The organism is Amycolatopsis sp. NPDC101161 (assembly GCF_044768185.1).
In the GTDB taxonomy this organism is placed as follows: Bacteria; Actinomycetota; Actinomycetes; order Mycobacteriales; family Pseudonocardiaceae; genus Amycolatopsis.
The window spans coordinates 1,592,127-1,607,800 of sequence record NZ_JBIWPI010000001.1 but is presented as its reverse complement, the minus strand read 5'-3'; the positions used below and the strand labels follow the sequence as shown (position 1 = coordinate 1,607,800).

The following is a 15,674-nucleotide window of genomic DNA, read 5'->3' as shown; positions in this document are numbered from 1 at the left end:
GCAATGCAGCACGCCAACGCGCTCAACCGGCTGAACCGACTGCCGATTTCACGGTTCCACAAGGTCACCCTGCTGGCCGTCTCGTTCGCCTACTTCTTCGAGTTCGCGGACATCAACAGCTTCGCCACCACCGCACCCAAGCTGATCAAGCTCTGGGGCGTGACGGTCGACCAGGTCGCCTACGTGACCTCGCTGTCGTTCGTCGGGATGTTCTTCGGCTCGGTCATCGCGAGCAAGCTCGCCGACCGCTGGGGCCGGAAGAACGCGCTGGTGTGGACCACCGTGTGGTTCGGCGTCTTCTCGTTCGCGGCGGTGTTCTCGTGGGACATCGTGTCGCTCGGGGTGTTCCGCATCCTGACCTCGGCCGGGCTCTCGGCGATGACCGTCGTCGCGGTCATCTACGTCAGTGAGCTGTACCCGGCGGCCAGCCGCGGCAAGTACCAGGCGTACGCGATCGTGATCGGCATCTGCGGCACGCCGGTGACCAACCTGATCGCGAGCGCGGTCGTGCCGATCAACTCCTGGTCGTGGCGGCTGGTGTACCTGTGGGGCGCGCTCGGCGTGCTGCTGGTGCTGTTCACGCGGCAGCTGAAGGAGTCGCCGCGCTGGTACGAAAGCCGCGGCGAGCACGCCAAGGCGGACGCGGTGCTGCGGGAGATCGAAGAGCGCGTCGCGGCGGAGAAGGGCCCGCTGCCGGAGCCGGCACCGCCGATCGACGAGGCGCCGGTGGCCAAGGCGCCGCTGCGGTTGCTGCTGAAGAAGAAGTACCTGATGCCGACGTTGCTGCTGACGGTCCTGTGGGTGACGCAGACGATCGGCTTCTTCGGCTACTCGAGTTGGGCGCCAACGCTGCTGGCGAAGGAGGGCTTCAGCGTCGAGAAGTCGGTGTTCTACGTGGCGCTGACGACGGTGGGCGCGCCGCTGGGCTCGTACCTGGCGGCCCTGGTGACGGACCGCTTCGAGCGCAAGTGGTGCCTGGTCGCGTTCGGCACGGTGATCGCGCTGTGCGGCCTGTTCTACGGGCTCACGTTCAACCCAGTCCTCATCGTGGTGTTCGGCTTCCTGGTGAACCTGTTCGAGCGGGGCTACACGGCGCTGGGGTACGCGTACTCGCCGGAGCTGTTCGACACGCGGGGCAGGTCGCTGGGGACGGGCGTGTCGTACGGGCTCGGCCGGCTGTCCAACGCGGTGGGCCCGCTGATCGTGGCCGGGTTGTACAACGGCAGCGGGTACCAGAGCGTGTTCCTGTTCATCGCCGGGACGTGGCTGGTGGGCGCGGTGGTGCTGGCGGTGTTCGGCCCGAAGACCCGCGCGGCCCGGCTCCAAGGGACTCCCGAAGCCAAGCCGGCCGGGGTCTGAGCGGGCTACGGTTGCGGAGGCCGGCGGTAGGGCGACCGACCGAGCACGTCGTCGGTGAAGTGCGCGGGCGCCTTCTGCGCTCCGGCCGTCCCCGTCGGTCCACCGCACCCGCCAGCCCCCGATGCTGTCTTCATCGCGCCGGACGACCGGGGCGAAAATCTCGCGGGGGCGGTGTTCGCCGTCCGCCCAGAGTTCGGCGTGGACGTCACGGACCGGGCCGTCGCTCCAGTTGGCGAAGGGGAACTCCACCACCGAGACCGCGTCGGGAACACCCTGCCAGTCGGAAATCGGCCGGAAGCCCGGATTGCTGCCCGGGCCAAGCATCCGCCCATCCCTCTTGGCGACGAATCGCTCCCGTTGGGAGACGACCAAGGCGATGACACCGGCGAAGAGCGCTCCGATTCCGCCGCCCCCTGCCCGAAACCCGACCATTCCCTGAGTCGCCGGCCACGGCGATGGTGTTTCACCGCCGGATGCCGGCGTGAGCGGCGGCCCTGGTTCATCAAACCCGTTTGATGTATTTTACGAACATGACGCTCCCAGCGTTCGTCCGGCTGGCCGCCCACCCCCTGCGGTGGGCGCTGCTGAAAGCACTGGCCGGGAGCGATCTCCGGGTGCGCGAACTGACCGAACGCGTCGGGCAGCCGCAGAACCTCGTCTCCTACCACCTGCGGCTGCTGCGGGACGGCGGCCTCGTCACCGCCACGCGCAGCAGCTTCGATGGCCGGGACAGCTACTACCACCTCGACCTCGACGCCTGCGAGGCCGCGCTGGACGGGACCGGTGCGGCGCTGCACCCCGCGTTGCGCCGGGAACCCGCCCCGACAACCTTTGGGCGGGTCGCCGTGCTCTTCATCTGCACCGGCAACAGCGCCCGCTCCCCCATCGCCGAAGCCCTGCTCCGCCGGCGGACCGGCGGCAAGATCAGCGTCGCCAGCGCCGGTACGCGCCCGAAAGCCGCGCTGCACCCCGATACGCTCCGGGTGCTGCGCGACGACTTCGGTCTCGACCTCGGCGAGCAGCGCACGCGCTCTCTCGACGCCGTCGCCGGGCGGCGGTTCGACCACGTCGTCACCCTGTGCGACAAGGCCCGCGAGGTCTGCCCCGAGTTCCCGGGCCGCCGCCACTGGAGCGTCGCCGAGCCCGCGGGGTACGCCGCGTTCCGGCGGACGGCGGCGGAGATCGACGTCCGCGTCCGGCACCTGCTGCCGGATCTCGTTGTGGCGCAAGGCAAGGAGGCCCAGCCGTGACCGAGGAGTACGCCAGCGTCCGGTACGTCGTCGACGACGTCCCGGCGGCCCTCGACTTCTACACCACCCACCTCGGCTTCACCGTCCGCATGAGCGCGGGGCCCGCGTTCGCCGACGTCGTCCGCGGGCCGCTGCGGCTGCTGCTCTCCGGGCCCGCCAGCTCCGGCGCCCGCGCCACCCCGGCCGATGCCTCGGCCGCCGGGCGCAACCGGATCCACCTCGTCGTGCCCGACCTCGACGCCGAAATCGCGCGGCTCAGCGAAGAAGGCCTCTCCTTCCGCGGCGACGTCGTCGCCGGTCCGGGCGGGCGGCAGATCCTGCTGGCCGACCCAGCGGGCAACCTCGTCGAGCTTTTCGAGTCCGCCCGCTAAGCCGTGAGCGCGGCGCGGCCGGCGTCGAAGCTGCGCAGCGCCGCCCCCACCGCCGCGGCCACCGTGACCTCGAAGACCTCGTCCTCGCTGCACCCGGCGGTGAGCAAGGCGCGGACGTCGTCGTCGCGCACCCGGTGGGACGCGTCACGGACCAGCGCCACGTAATCGCCCCACGGCGAGGGCAATCCCGAACCCGTGCCGGCCGCCCGCCGCAGCTCGGGATTCGTGTGCGCGGGCTGCTCGAAGACGCTCTCCCGGAGGTCGGCCGGGCCGTCGGCGAGCAGGAAGCCCGGGAACCGGTAGCCGGCGCGGTGCAGCGCCCGCGTGCCCGTCTTCAGCTGCCCGTCGAGCAGTTCGAAGCCGAACGCGTTCGCGAGCCGGTTGACGATGTTCCACACCAGGTTGACGTCCAGCGCTTCCGAGACGGCGTGCGCGGGCAGGTCGCGGACCACCGCCGGGTCGAGGTCGGCGTCGCGCGAGACGTCCTCGACAAACCGTTGCACAGCAAGCAGTTCCGGCCGGGGAACGAGGTCACCGTCGCCCGCGATCCGCACCAGTTCGGCGTGCGTGACCACGCAGAACGGGCACTCGTGCACCCGCGCCGTGCTCATCGCGAGGTATTCGCGCTCGGCCGCCGTCCAGTACGACTCGCCGCGCATCGCGGGCGCGGTCAGCTCCAGCAGCGGCCGGGTCAGGAATCCGGGCCGGTAGAGCAGCAGCTTGACGATGTCCGGGCTCGTGACGCCGGAGAGCTTGCCCGTGACGGCCATGAAGACCCGGGCCCGGCGCCGGTGGCCGGTGTCCAAGACGGACAGTCGCATCAGGACTCCAGTTCGCGGAGGCGGCGGTCGAGGAAACGGTGGTCGGCCGGGGCTTCGGCCAGTTCGCGGGCCCGCCGGTACGCGGCGACGGCGTCTCGGGGACGGCCGAGGCGGCGCAGCAGGTCCGCGCGGGCGGCGTGCCACAGGTGGTAGCGGTCGAGCCCGTCGATCGCCTCGACCAGCGCCAGGCCGGGTTCGGGACCGGACGCCATCGCGACGGCCACGGCGTGGTTGAGCGCGACCACGGGTGACGGCGCGAGCGTCCGCAGCTGGGCGTAGAGCGCGGCGATGCGCGTCCAGTCGGTGTCGGCGGCGACGCGGGCCTGCGCGTGCTGGGCCGCGATGGCCGCCTGCAGCTGGTACTGCCCGACCGTCCCGTGGCGCAGCGCCCGCCCGAGCACGCCGAGCGCCTCGGCGATCCCGGCGTGGTCCCACCGCCCGCGGTCCTGGTCTTCCAGCAGGACGACGTCACCCTCGGGCGTGTAGCGGGCGGCCGAGCGCGAGTCCTGCAGCAGGAGCAGCGCGACCAGGCCGAGCGCCTCCGGCTCGTCGGGCATCAGCGCGGCCAGCAGCTTCGCCAGCCGGATCGCCTCGCGCCGCAGCTCGGCCGGCTCGTCCCGGCCGGACGGCGACGTGTAGCCCCGGGTGAAGACGAGGTAGATCACCGCGAGGACACCGGCGAGGCGGTCCGGCAGCAGGTGGTCCGGCGGGACGCTCAGCGAGATGCCCGCGTCGCGGATCTTGCGTTTCGCCCGCACGAGCCGCTGCGCCAGCGCGGGCTCGGCGACGAGGAACAGCCGCGCGATCTGGGCGGCGGTCAGGCCCGCGACCGCCTGCAGCGTCAGCGCGACCCGGGCGTCTTCGGCCAGGGCCGGGTGGCAGCAGGTGAAGAGCAGGCTCAGCCGGTCGTCGCCGACCTCGGCGAGCCGGTCGTCGGGCAGGCGCACCGCGGTCACCCCGCTTTCCCCGGCCGCGACCTCGGCCAGCTTGGCCCGGCCGACGCGGGCCCGGCGGATCCGGTCGACGGCGCTGTTGCGCGCCGCGGTCAGCAGCCAGGCCGCGGGGTCGTCCGGGACCGTGGCGTCCCACGTCCGCAGCGCTCGCGCGACCGCGTCCTGCAGGGCGTCTTCGGCGAGCTCGAAGTCGCCGAGCACCCGGACCAGCGCGGCGAGCAGCCGGGCGCGGTCCGCGCGGTAGACGCGTTCGACGGCGTCCGCCGCCCGGTCAGCCACGGGCGGCGCGGTGGTCCAGCCCGGGCACGCCGGCGACCGGGCGCACCTCGATCGAGCCCTGCGCGGCCATCGGGCACAGCGCGGCCAGCTCGAGGGCTTCGTCGAGGTCGCGGCAGTCGAAGACGTACACGCCGCCGAGGTGCTCGTGGGTTTCGGTGAAGGGCCCGTCGGTGATGAGGGTCCGGCCTTCCTGCACGGTCACCGTCGTCGCGGTGTGCTCGCCCTGCAGCGGGTGGCCGGAGACGAAGACCCCGCGGCGGCGGCATTCGTCGGCGAACGCGTTGACGGCGGCCAGCGCCTCCTCGAACCCGGGGTCGCCCGGCTCGGGCCGGTCGCAGTTGTAGATCAGCAGCATGTAGAGCACGCGCGCTCCTTCGTCCGGCGTCGGTCGAAGAGGATGACGAACAGGACGACGGTAACTCGACAGACCACGCGGGACCCGGCGAAAACCGCCCTCGGAAATTACCAAAGGTAAGTTCTGTCGCCATCTTGACTTTACCAATGGTCAGGAGGAGAGTCCTCGCCACCTGATTCGTCTAGACCAATCAGCGAGCTCCGGCGGACGGCCATCCTCAGGAGGAGACCCATGTCCCGCAGAACCCGGACCACCACAGCAGCCCTGACGAGCGCGGCGACCGTGGCCGCGACGGCCCTGATCCTCTCCGGCGGGGCCGCCGCGAGCCAGACCGCCGCGGCGGCCGACTGCGGGGTGCTGTTCGACGACTTCCACTACGCCTCCCCGACCGACTCCGCCTTCAGCGGCGCCGGCTGGACCACGCGCAACGACGTCGGCAGCCCCGGCGTCGCGGGCGCGCGGTGGCTCACCAGCAACGTCACCTTCCCGACGGTGAACGGCGAGCGCGTCGCCCAGCTCGCCGCGAGCACCGACGGGAGCGCGGCCGGCACCACGCACTCCGAGATGTACCAGAACCAGCTGCGGTTCTTCGAGGGCACGTACGCGAGCCGGGTCCGCTTCACCGACGCGCCGGACAGCGGCACGGACGGCGACCACGTCAACGAAACGTACTTCACGATCTCGCCGCTGCGGTACGACCGCGACCCGCTCTACAGCGAGCTGGACTTCTCGGAGTACCTGCCCAACGGCGGCTGGGGCGGCCCGACGGCCGACTACCAGACCAGCTGGTACACCTACTGGAACAACCCGACGTGGGACGGCCTGCGCACGTCCACCGCGCAGAACCGCAGCTTCGCCGGCTGGCACGACATCGTCACGCAGGTGTCGGGCGGGCACGTGAAGTACTACATCGACGGCGTGCTCACCGCCGACCACACGACCGACGCCCAAGGCGACCCGGTGACCCCGCGGACGCCGATGTCGATCAACTACAACATGTGGTTCATCGACACGGCCGGGCACACGAGCGGCAACAGCGTCTACACCGAACAGGTCGACTGGACGTACTACGCGGGCAACCAGGTGGTGTCGCCTTCGGACGCCGTCGCCCGCGCGGGTTCCTACCGGACGGCCGGGACGTCCCATGTGGACACCGTGAACGGGTGCACGTCGCCGACCACCCCGCCGGCGACCACGACGACCCAGCCGACGACGACGCCCACGACCCCGACGACGCCGACCACGCCGTCGCAGCCGGCCGACTGCTCCACGGCGCCGGAGTGGGACTGGGGCACGGTGTACCTCGGCGGCCAGCGGGTGAAGCACAACGCGCACCTCTGGCAGGCGAACTGGTGGACCCAGGGATCCGAACCCGGGCTCACCGCCCAGTGGGCCGACCTCGGCCACTGCTGAAGTCCGGCCGCGGCCCGGGTCACAGGGACCAACCCGGGCCGCGGCCCCCTTCCCGCACACCCGCTCGTGAGCGGGAAACAGGGCTGGAACACCGTTTCCCACTCACGACCGCCACTCCCCCACCGCCTCACTCCCCGGGAACTCCCATGCGCAGACGCACTTTCGCCGCCGCCCTGGCCGTCGCCGCCGTGACCGCCACCGCCGCCTGCGGTACCGACACCCCCGCCCCGTCCGCCCAGGGCGGCGGGCAGCTGACCGTCTGGCTGATGAACGGCGACCTGTCCGACAAGGCCACCGCGGCGATCGGCGCCGCGTTCGAGAAGGCCACCGGCGCGAAGGTCACCGTGCAGATCCAGGAGTGGGACAACATCAACACCAAGATCAGCACCGCTCTCGCCCAGGACAACACCCCCGACGTCATCGAGATCGGCAACACCGACGTCCCGCTCTTCGCCGCCAACGGCGCCCTCGCCGACCTGAACCCGCACCGCGACGAGCTCGCCGCCGGCCAGACCTGGCTGGACGGCTTGGCCGGTCCGGCCACTGTGGACGGACACCTCTACGGCGCCCCGCTGTTCGCCGGCAACCGCGCGGTCATCTACGACAAGCGGGTCTGGGCCGACGCCGGGATCACCGCGCCGCCGAAGACGTTCCAGGAGCTCACGCAGGACCTCGACAAGATCAAGGCCAAGCACCCGGCCGCGGACTACTCGGCCTTCCACTTCCCCGGCAAGTACTGGTACGGCGCGCTGCAGTTCGTCTGGGACGCCGGCGGTCGGCTCGCCACGCAGAAGGACGGCAAGTGGACCGGCGCCCTGGAAAGCCCCGAGGCGCAGAAGGGCCTGCAGGCCTGGAAGGACTTCCAGGCCGCCTACTCCTCTCCCGCCTCCCGCAACGTCGACACCAAGGCCCCCGACCAGGCCGCGATCTTCTCCTCCGGCGGGGCCGGCGCGATCCTCGACACGAGCGTCAACACCGTCGTCAAGAACAAGCCGGAGCTGAAGGACCACCTGGGCACCTTCCCGTTCCCCAGCGCCACGCCCGGCAAGACGCAGCCGGTGTTCCTCGGCGGGTCCGACCTCGCCATCGCCGCCAAGAGCCGCAACCCCGGCCTCGCCCTCGCCTACGTCAAGGCCGCGACCGACCCCGCCGTCCAGCGCGACGCGATCGTCGGCATCGACGGCTGGACGCCCATTTCCACCCAGCTGATCGACCAGATCACGCCGACCCTGCCGCCGCTCAACGCCGCCTTCGCCACCGCCGCCAAGACGAGCGTCGCGACCCCGGCCGCGCCCGGCTGGGCGACCATCGAGAGCGACAAGTCGATCAACACCTTCTTCGCGGACATCGCCACCGGGCGCCGGCCGATCGCCGACGCCGCCAAGGACTTCGACGCTCACCTGACCGAGGCGCTGAACGCCCGCTGACCGGCGGGGTGGCCCGGCCGACTGCCGTCCCCAACCGGGCCACCCCGCCCCTTTTCCGCGAAGGAGTCCTCGTGCTGCTGGTGAAAGCACCGCCCGAAGCCCCGCCGAGCCCGGCCACGCCGCGCCGGCGCCGCTCGCTGCTGCCCTACGGCCTGCTGCTGCCCGCGACCGTCCTGCTCGGACTCGTCCTGGGCTACCCCCTGGTGCGCCTGGTCGTCATCTCGACGCAGCAGTACGGCCTGCGGTCCCTGTTCACCGGCACGACGAGCTTCGCGGGCTGGGACAACTACGCCGCCGTCCTCGGCGACGACCAGCTCCTCCCGGTCCTCGCGCGCAGCATCGGGTTCTGCGCGGCCCTGGTGGCCGGCACGCTCGTCATCGGGTTCGGCGTCGCGCTGCTGCTGCAACGCCTGGGCCGCGGCATGCGCACGACCGTCACGCTCTGCCTGATCGCGGCGTGGGCCCTGCCGAACGTGGCGTCCACCCTGGTCTGGCAGTGGCTCTTCCAGCCCGGTTACGGCGTGGTCAACTGGCTGCTCACGCAGGTCGGGTTCGGCGACCTCACCCAGCACGACTGGACGACGTCCCCGGCGTCGGCGTTCACGCTCGTCTGGCTGCTGGTCGTCTGGCAGTCCGTGCCGTTCGTCGCGCTCACGCTCTACGCGGGCCTGTCGCAGATCCCGCGTTCGTACTACGAAGCCGCCGCGCTCGACGGCGCCCGGCCGTGGCGGGTGCACCGCACCATCACCTTCCCGTTCCTGCAGCCGATCCTCGGCCTGGTCACGATCCTGTCGGTGATCTGGGACTTCACCGTGTTCAACCAGATCTGGATCCTGACCCAGGGCGGCCCGAACGACGGCACGACGACGCTCGGCATCTGGACGTTCACGAGGGCGTTCAGCGGCAACAACTTCGGGCAGGGCGCGGCGATCGCCGTCGTCTCGGTCCTGCTGCTCGTCGCGATGACGGCCGTGTACGTGCGCCGGCTCGTCCGCTCCGGGGAGGACCTGTGATCCGGCGGATCGGCCGCAACGCCACAGCCGCGCTCTTCTGCCTCGTGTGGATCTTCCCGGTCTACTGGATGGTGCTCACGGCGTTCAAGCCCGCGGGCAAGATCCTCCAGCCCACGCCGGAGTTCCTGCCGGTGGACGTCACCCTGGACAACTTCGCGGACGCGCTCGCCAAGCCCGGGTTCGTGCAGGACCTGGTCAACAGCGTCGTGGTCGTCGTCGCGGTCGTGGTGCTGTCCATTGTGGTCGCCTTCCTGGCCGCGACGGCGTTGACGCGCTTCCGGTTCTTCGGCCGCCGCAGCTTCCTCATCGGCGTGCTGGTGCTGCAGATGGTGCCGGTGCCCGCGCTGGTCATCCCGCTGTTCCTCGGCCTCAAGAGCGCGCACCTGCTCGACACGCTGTTCGGGCTGGTCCTGACGTACGTGGCGCTCGTGCTGCCGTTCACGATCTGGACGTTGCGCGGGTTCCTGCACGGCATCCCGGTCGAGCTCGAGGAGGCGGCGATGGTCGACGGCGCGACGCGCGGGCGGGTCATGCGCTCGGTCCTGCTGCCGCTGGTGCTGCCGGGGCTGATCGCGACCAGCGTGTTCGCGTTCATCACGGCGTGGAACGACTTCCTGTTCGCGTACGTGATCATGAAGGACAGCTCCGGCTACACGCTGCCGGTGTGGCTGGTGTCGTTCAGCACGAGCACGGGCACCGACTACGGCGGCCTGATCGCCGCGTCGACGCTGTTCGCGCTGCCCGTCGTCGTCTTCTTCGCGCTCGTGCAGCGCCACCTGGTCGAAGGCATGACCGCGGGCGCGGTGAAGGGCTGATGATCATCCCCCACCCCGCGCGGCTGACCCGCCGCGCCGGCTCGTTCGCGCCCGCCGGCGGGCTGCGTGTGCTGGCCGGCCGCGGCGCCGAACGCGCGGCGCGCCTGCTCGCCGGCTACCTGCCCCGGCCCACGATCCACAGTGGACCGGCGATCCGCCTCGACCTCGTGCGGGAGGGAAACCGCGGGCTGGAGGGTTACGAACTCGACGTCACGCCGACGGGTGCGCTGCTGACCGCGTCGACCGAAGCCGGGCTGCGCAACGGCGTGCAGACCCTGCGCCAGCTGGTGCCGCTGCACGGGCCGCCGCGGCTGCCCTGCCTGCACGTCCGCGACGCGCCCCGGCTGCCGTGGCGCGGGGTGCTGCTCGACGTCGCCCGGCACTTCATGCCGCCGGAGTTCCTGCGCGAGTTCGTCGACCTGCTGGCGCTGCACAAGTACAACGTGCTGCACCTGCACCTTACCGACGACCAGGGCTGGCGGATCGAGATCGACGGATGGCCGCGGCTCACCGAAGTCGGCGCGTGGCGCGCGGAGTCGATGGTCGGGCCGGCCGGCAGCGACGTCTACGACGGCGTTCCGCACGGCGGCTTCTACACCCAGCGCGAGCTGCGGGAGCTCGTCGCGTTCGCGGCCGACCGCGGCGTGCGGATCGTGCCGGAGATCGACCTGCCCGGGCACGTGCGCGCGGCCTTGGCCGCCCACCCCGAGCTGGGCAACCGGCCGGAGGTGCGGCTGCCGGTGTGGACGGCGTGGGGCATCAGCCCGGACATCCTCGGCGTCCACGACGGCGCGTTCGCCTTCTGCCGGGAGGTGCTCACCCAGGTCGCGGACGTCTTCCCGGCGCGGCACCTGCACATCGGCGGCGACGAGTGCCCGACGACGCAGTGGGCGTCCAGCCCGGTCGCGCGGGCCAAGGCGGCCCAGCTCGAGCTGGGCGGCACCGCCGAGCTGCACCCGTGGTTCCTCGGCGAGCTGCACCGGTTCCTGGCGGAGCTCGGCCGGCAAGCCGTCTGCTGGGACGAAACCGGCCACGCCGCGGGCCGGCTGCCACCGGACCTGGTCGTCACGGCCTGGCGCGACGCCGCGCACGGCGCCCTCGCCGTGGCCCGCGGGCACCAGGTGATCATGGCGCCGCACACGTCGACGTACTTCGACTACCGGCAGAGCGAGGAACCGGGCGAACCGCCGCGCGCGGACGTCACGACACTCCGGGACGTCCACCGCTTCGACCCCCTGGACGGCGGGCTCCCGGTCAGCGACGGGACGCGGCCCGGCGTGCTCGGCACGCAGGCCCAGCTGTGGACCGAGCACGCGCCGACGCCCGACCACGTCCGCCACCTGGCGTTCCCGCGGCTGTGCGCGCTGGCCGAGCGCGCGTGGTCGCCCGCGGCGCGCAGTTATGCTGAATTCCAGGAGCGCCTGGCCGGTCACCTCGAACGGCTGCGCGCCCTGGACGCCCTGCCCAAGGAGCGCGTCCGGTTCGCCGGCGCGGTCCCCCTATCCGGGAAGACGGTGCCTTGACCGCTGTATCACCCGGGGCTTCGCCCCGGGCCGGGGGCTCCGCCACCCGGAGCCCCCGAACAGAAGGTGAGGCATCCGGGGCTTCGCCCCAGGCCGGGGGCTCCGCCACCCGGAGCCCCCGAGAAGGTGGCGAGCCGGCGGACCGCCCGCCCACGGTGAAGCGCGACCGCGTCCGGCGGCACCTGCTCAAGGTGATCGAGAACGCCGGCCCCGGCACCGGGCTGGCGTCCGAACGCGACCTCGCCGCGGAGCTGGGCGTGTCCCGCCCGACCGTCCGGGCGGCGATCGACGAGCTGACCCGCACCGGGCTGCTGGTGCGCCAGCGCGGGCGCGGGACGTTCACGAGCCCGCAGAAGGTGACCCAGGAACTGGCGACGGGCCTGGCTGTCCCGCCCGCCGAGGGGCATTGGACGAGCCGGGTGGTCGCGTTCGCGGTCTCCCCCGCCCCGCGGTCCCTGGCGGCCGACCTGGAACTCGAACCGGGGACGCCGGTGCTGCGCGTCACCCGGGTCCGGTACGTCGACGACGAGCCGATCGCGATCGAGCAGCTGGCGCTGCCGGCGTCCCTGGTCCCCGGGCTCGCCGTGGCGGACCTGGAGTCGGGCAACTTCTACCGGCTGCTGCGCGAGCGGTTCGGGATCGTGGTGTCGGACGCGGTGCAGACGATCGAGCCGGCGGTGACCAACCCGGAGCAGGCCGAGCTGCTCGAGATCGCGGTGTACGCGCCGATCCTCCACATCGAGCGGCTCACCCGCGACACGACGGGTCAGGCCGTCGAGCTGACGCGATCGGTGTACCGGGGCGACCGGTACCGCATCACGTCGAAACTCCGCTTCGACGCCGAATCGGGGTAGCACGGCGGGTTGGTGCCCACCACCCGCCGAGCCGAGGCCGCCGAACTGCCGCCACGCGGGCCCGGTTCCCACTCGCGGTCGCCGGAGCAGGACCTGCGCGACCCGTCGGGGGACGGGGCGCGACGGTCGAGCTGACGCGATCGGCGTACCGGGCGACCGGTACCGGATCCACGCCACAGCACCGCGAAATGGTGCCCGCTACCCGCCGAGCGGGCCACCGGAGCGCCGCCACGCGAGCCGGGTTTCGACTCGCGGTCGTCCGAGCGGATGCTGCGCGACCCGTCGGCGGACGGGGTCGCGACGGTCGAGCCGACCCGCTCCGTCCACCCGGGGCGACCGGTACCGGTTCGGGCTGAGCGCCGAGCCCGGCAGGCTGCGGCCCGGCCGATGGCCACCACGGGAGAGCCGCTGTCCGGGCGCAACGTCGGTCGTCGGACCCGGGTCTCGCGCGAATTCCCGGCGAGCGTGGGTCGAGACACCCGACGCGAAGGCAGGACACCAGCGCATTCGGAAAGTAGATCATCACCGCCGGGGAATCACGCCGGTTTTCGCGACCGGCCGTTACCCGATCGAGTGACAGCAGGACGGCATCCGGGTGAGCAGCCACCGGAAAACCCCTTGTCACAGCGGGCGTTCATTGTTTCGCGTCGGTAACGAACTGCGCTGTTGGCATCGCCTTTCTGGCGCCCGGGTGAGTGCGCTTCAACGCACTCCCGGCACGGCATAGGATTTTCCTTCGGCCGGGAAAACGATTCCCGGAATCCACTCTCGCGAAAGAATCGAGGACCATTCATGCGAAGACGCATGCTGGGTGCCGTGCTGCCCCTCGTGCTCGTCGCGGCCTCCGCCGTCGCGCTGCCCGTGGCCGCCGAAGCCGCCGCCGTCTCGGGGCTCACGAAGTCCGTGCAGGGCACCGGATCCCCCGCCGACCACGGCGCCACCGCGAACTGGGTCATCGGCTACGACGACCAGGCGACCGGGTCCGGCGCCGCCACCATCACCGACGCCGTCGGCGCGGGCCAGGCGTTCCAGTCCGGCTCGCTGCACGCCCCGCCCGGCTGGACGCCGTCGTGGTCCACCGACGGCACCACGTTCACCGGCACCGAACCCGCGTCCGGCGTCACCGCCGTGCGGGCGACCGACCCCGACGCCGGGCCGGACGCGACCTCGCTGTCCGGTGCCCTCACCCCGCCCGTGCAGGCGGTCACGACGGCGACCGGCGGCGACGGCTTCAGCCCGATCCTGTACCGCCCGCCGGGTGGCACGCTGCAGGCCTGGAACATCTACCACCACCTGGGGGCCACTTCGCCGAAGGTGGTCTGCACCGACCTCGCCACCGGGCAGCGCTGCCCGGGCGGCCCGTGGCCGAAGGTGCTCAACACCGCACCGGGCCCGCTCGGCACCCTGGGGGCCGGGGACATCGCCAGCACCATGGTCGAGCAGTACGTGCGCGACCCCGCCGCGCCCGCGAAGGTCTACTACCCCGCCGTCACCGCGGCGTCGACCGGCGTCGGCTGCCTCGACCTGGCCGCCGCGGCCAACTGCGGGTACTGGCCGCTGGCCGCGCTGGGCGGATCACCACCGGTGCGCAGCATCGGCGGCTTCGTGGAGAGCGCCGGCAACCTGTACGGCATCGTCACCTCCGGCGCCGTGGTGTGCTGGACCATCGCCACGCAGAGCGCCTGCGGCGGCCAGCCGTACGCGCCGATCGCGCCGGCGGCCAACCAGCCGTACGTCTACGGCGGCGTGACCGTGGTGGCGGGCAAGGTGTTCGCGTCGACGTCGAACCCGGGCACCGGGCAGCAGCCGGCCCTGGGCTGCTTCGACCCGGCGACGGCCACGGCGTGCGCGAACTGGGCGTCCTCGCGCCCGACCGGCCCCGCCGGCAACTACAACTACAACGACTACACGGCCTTCGACGCGAGCGGCGCCCCGGTGGGCGCGTGCGCGACGACGACCGGCGGGACGGACGTCACGACGTGCTACGCCCTCGACGGTTCCGCGCTCGCGGCCCCGCCGGGACCGGCCGCGCTGCCGGGCGGCGTGTACGCCTTCCCGCCGGAGGTCGTCACCGATCCCAACGGCCGCACGCGCAGCTACCTGCCGATCTGGAACGGCGGCTACGCGGGTGCGGCGCTCTGCCACGACTGGACGACGGGCACGGCGTGCGCGGGCCTGCCGGGGCCGATCTCGCACCCGACGGTGAACGGCGGGGCCACGCGGGACTACGGGTATTCGTACGACCCGCCGTCCGGCTGCCTGATCGGCCTGGGCGACGCGGGCGTGCTGTTCTCGATGGATCCCACGACCGGGGCCACGCCCTGCGTCCGTTCGGGCGGGCAGGTGACGCTGAAGCCGGGTGACTTCTACTGCGACGGCGGCTCGCACGTCCAGGGGTACACGGCGGCGCGGCTGACGGGCGTCGACCCGGCGAACGTCGACTTCGCGGCGTCGCGGGTCACCGTGGTCGACCAGGACGGCGCGACGGTGCCGACGCCGGGCTTCGCCCCGGACGGCTCGGTCGACCTGACGGGGGTCTCCGTGGCGGCACACCCGTCGATCACGGTGACGACCACGCTGGTCCTGCACTCCGCGGCCGGGTTCGCCGGCCGGCTGGTGGTGGACTACGCGGGCGACGCGCCGCAGCTGTGCTTCCGCACGACGATCTCGGCGGACTGCGCGGTGTCGTCGGTGGCGAACACGGCGTCGGGCACGGATTCGACGGGCTCGTTCACTTCGAACACGGTGACGCTGCCGGTCGCGCCGGGCGCGTCGTGCACGCCGAAGGTCAAGGTGGAGAAGGAGATCTGCACGTCGTCGTCGGCTTCGAAGTGCGGCCCGGGTGGCGCCGGACCGTGGGCGAAGCAGGCGGGGGTCGGGTTCCTGGGCCTGCTGAACGCGACGGCGTACTGGCGGATCACGGTCACCGACCTCGGCCCGGTCGGGATCACGTCCGCGCACGTGGTGGACAGCGTGGAGCCGTCCTGCCAGACGGCGGACTTCACGTTGGCGGCGGGTCAGTCGAAGCAGGTCTACTGTTCGACGTACGCGCTGCTGAGCCTGTTCCCGATCACCAACCAGGCGAAGGTGAGTTATGTGCCGGTGAACGTCCCGCCTGGGACGCCGCCGTCGCACACGGCGTGGTCCTCGGCGACCGCGTGTTCGCTGCTGTGCATCCTGTAGGGGGTTGAGGTGACGGCCCGCGGGGAGGTTCCCCGCGGGCCGTTTGCCACACTGGTGG

Annotated in this window: 13 protein-coding genes; 10 read left to right on the top strand and 3 right to left on the bottom strand. The window is 72.1% G+C overall.

Translation table 11 applies throughout. The features are described 5' to 3' along the window. Positions 1–3 precede the first annotated feature (3 nt). From ACIRSS_RS07880 to ACIRSS_RS07870, 3 genes are all read left to right on the top strand, one after another. Entirely contained in the window at positions 4–1,359 is a 1,356-nt protein-coding gene (locus ACIRSS_RS07880) for an MFS transporter (protein WP_400891931.1), read from the top strand. Positions 1,360–1,889: 530 nt separating this feature from the next. Further along, a complete protein-coding gene (locus ACIRSS_RS07875) occupies positions 1,890–2,609 on the top strand; it encodes an ArsR family transcriptional regulator (RefSeq protein WP_400891929.1) in 720 nt (239 codons plus the stop codon). Beyond that, positions 2,606–2,980, top strand: coding sequence for a VOC family protein (locus ACIRSS_RS07870; protein WP_400891927.1), 375 nt, complete (start codon positions 2,606–2,608; stop codon positions 2,978–2,980). Before ACIRSS_RS07875 ends, ACIRSS_RS07870 begins: the two co-directional genes overlap by 4 nt. On the opposite strand, the gene ACIRSS_RS07865 is transcribed toward ACIRSS_RS07870, so the two are convergent. Genes ACIRSS_RS07865 through ACIRSS_RS07855 form a run of 3 tightly spaced genes read right to left on the bottom strand, consistent with a single transcriptional unit; the run spans position 2,977 to position 5,397 of the window. Then, complete coding sequence (locus tag ACIRSS_RS07865; protein ID WP_400891924.1) at positions 2,977–3,801, bottom strand: hypothetical protein; 825 nt, start codon at positions 3,799–3,801, stop codon at positions 2,977–2,979. The two genes, ACIRSS_RS07870 and ACIRSS_RS07865, sit on opposite strands and share 4 nt — an antisense overlap. Continuing rightward, positions 3,801–5,033 carry an RNA polymerase sigma factor gene (locus ACIRSS_RS07860; RefSeq protein WP_400891922.1) on the bottom strand — a complete coding sequence of 411 codons (1,233 nt, stop codon included), beginning with the start codon at positions 5,031–5,033 and terminating at the stop codon, positions 3,801–3,803. The genes ACIRSS_RS07865 and ACIRSS_RS07860 overlap by 1 nt, the downstream gene beginning before the upstream one ends. After that, entirely contained in the window at positions 5,026–5,397 is a 372-nt protein-coding gene (locus tag ACIRSS_RS07855) for a YciI family protein (RefSeq protein WP_400891920.1), read from the bottom strand. Before ACIRSS_RS07855 ends, ACIRSS_RS07860 begins: the two co-directional genes overlap by 8 nt. 222 nt (positions 5,398–5,619) lie before the next feature. Between ACIRSS_RS07855 and ACIRSS_RS07850 the strand changes: the two genes are divergently transcribed. From ACIRSS_RS07850 to ACIRSS_RS07820, 7 genes are all read left to right on the top strand, one after another. Beyond that, the gene (locus ACIRSS_RS07850; protein ID WP_400891917.1) at positions 5,620–6,801 is read left to right on the top strand and encodes a carbohydrate-binding protein; all 1,182 of its coding nucleotides are present in this window, start codon (positions 5,620–5,622) and stop codon (positions 6,799–6,801) included. Positions 6,802–6,947: 146 nt separating this feature from the next. After that, entirely contained in the window at positions 6,948–8,228 is a 1,281-nt protein-coding gene (locus tag ACIRSS_RS07845) for an extracellular solute-binding protein (protein ID WP_400891915.1), read from the top strand. A gap of 71 nt (positions 8,229–8,299) precedes the next feature. After that, a complete protein-coding gene (locus ACIRSS_RS07840; protein WP_400891912.1) occupies positions 8,300–9,241 on the top strand; it encodes a carbohydrate ABC transporter permease in 942 nt (313 codons plus the stop codon). Next, entirely contained in the window at positions 9,238–10,056 is an 819-nt protein-coding gene (locus tag ACIRSS_RS07835; RefSeq protein WP_400891910.1) for a carbohydrate ABC transporter permease, read from the top strand. The genes ACIRSS_RS07840 and ACIRSS_RS07835 overlap by 4 nt, the downstream gene beginning before the upstream one ends. Then, entirely contained in the window at positions 10,056–11,579 is a 1,524-nt protein-coding gene (locus ACIRSS_RS07830) for a beta-N-acetylhexosaminidase (protein WP_400891907.1), read from the top strand. Before ACIRSS_RS07835 ends, ACIRSS_RS07830 begins: the two co-directional genes overlap by 1 nt. A 155-nt stretch (positions 11,580–11,734) precedes the next feature. Further along, positions 11,735–12,433, top strand: coding sequence for a GntR family transcriptional regulator (locus tag ACIRSS_RS07825; RefSeq protein ID WP_400891905.1), 699 nt, complete (start codon positions 11,735–11,737; stop codon positions 12,431–12,433). Positions 12,434–13,225: 792 nt separating this feature from the next. Then, a complete protein-coding gene (locus ACIRSS_RS07820) occupies positions 13,226–15,616 on the top strand; it encodes a hypothetical protein (protein WP_400891903.1) in 2,391 nt (796 codons plus the stop codon). Positions 15,617–15,674: the final 58 nt, after the last annotated feature.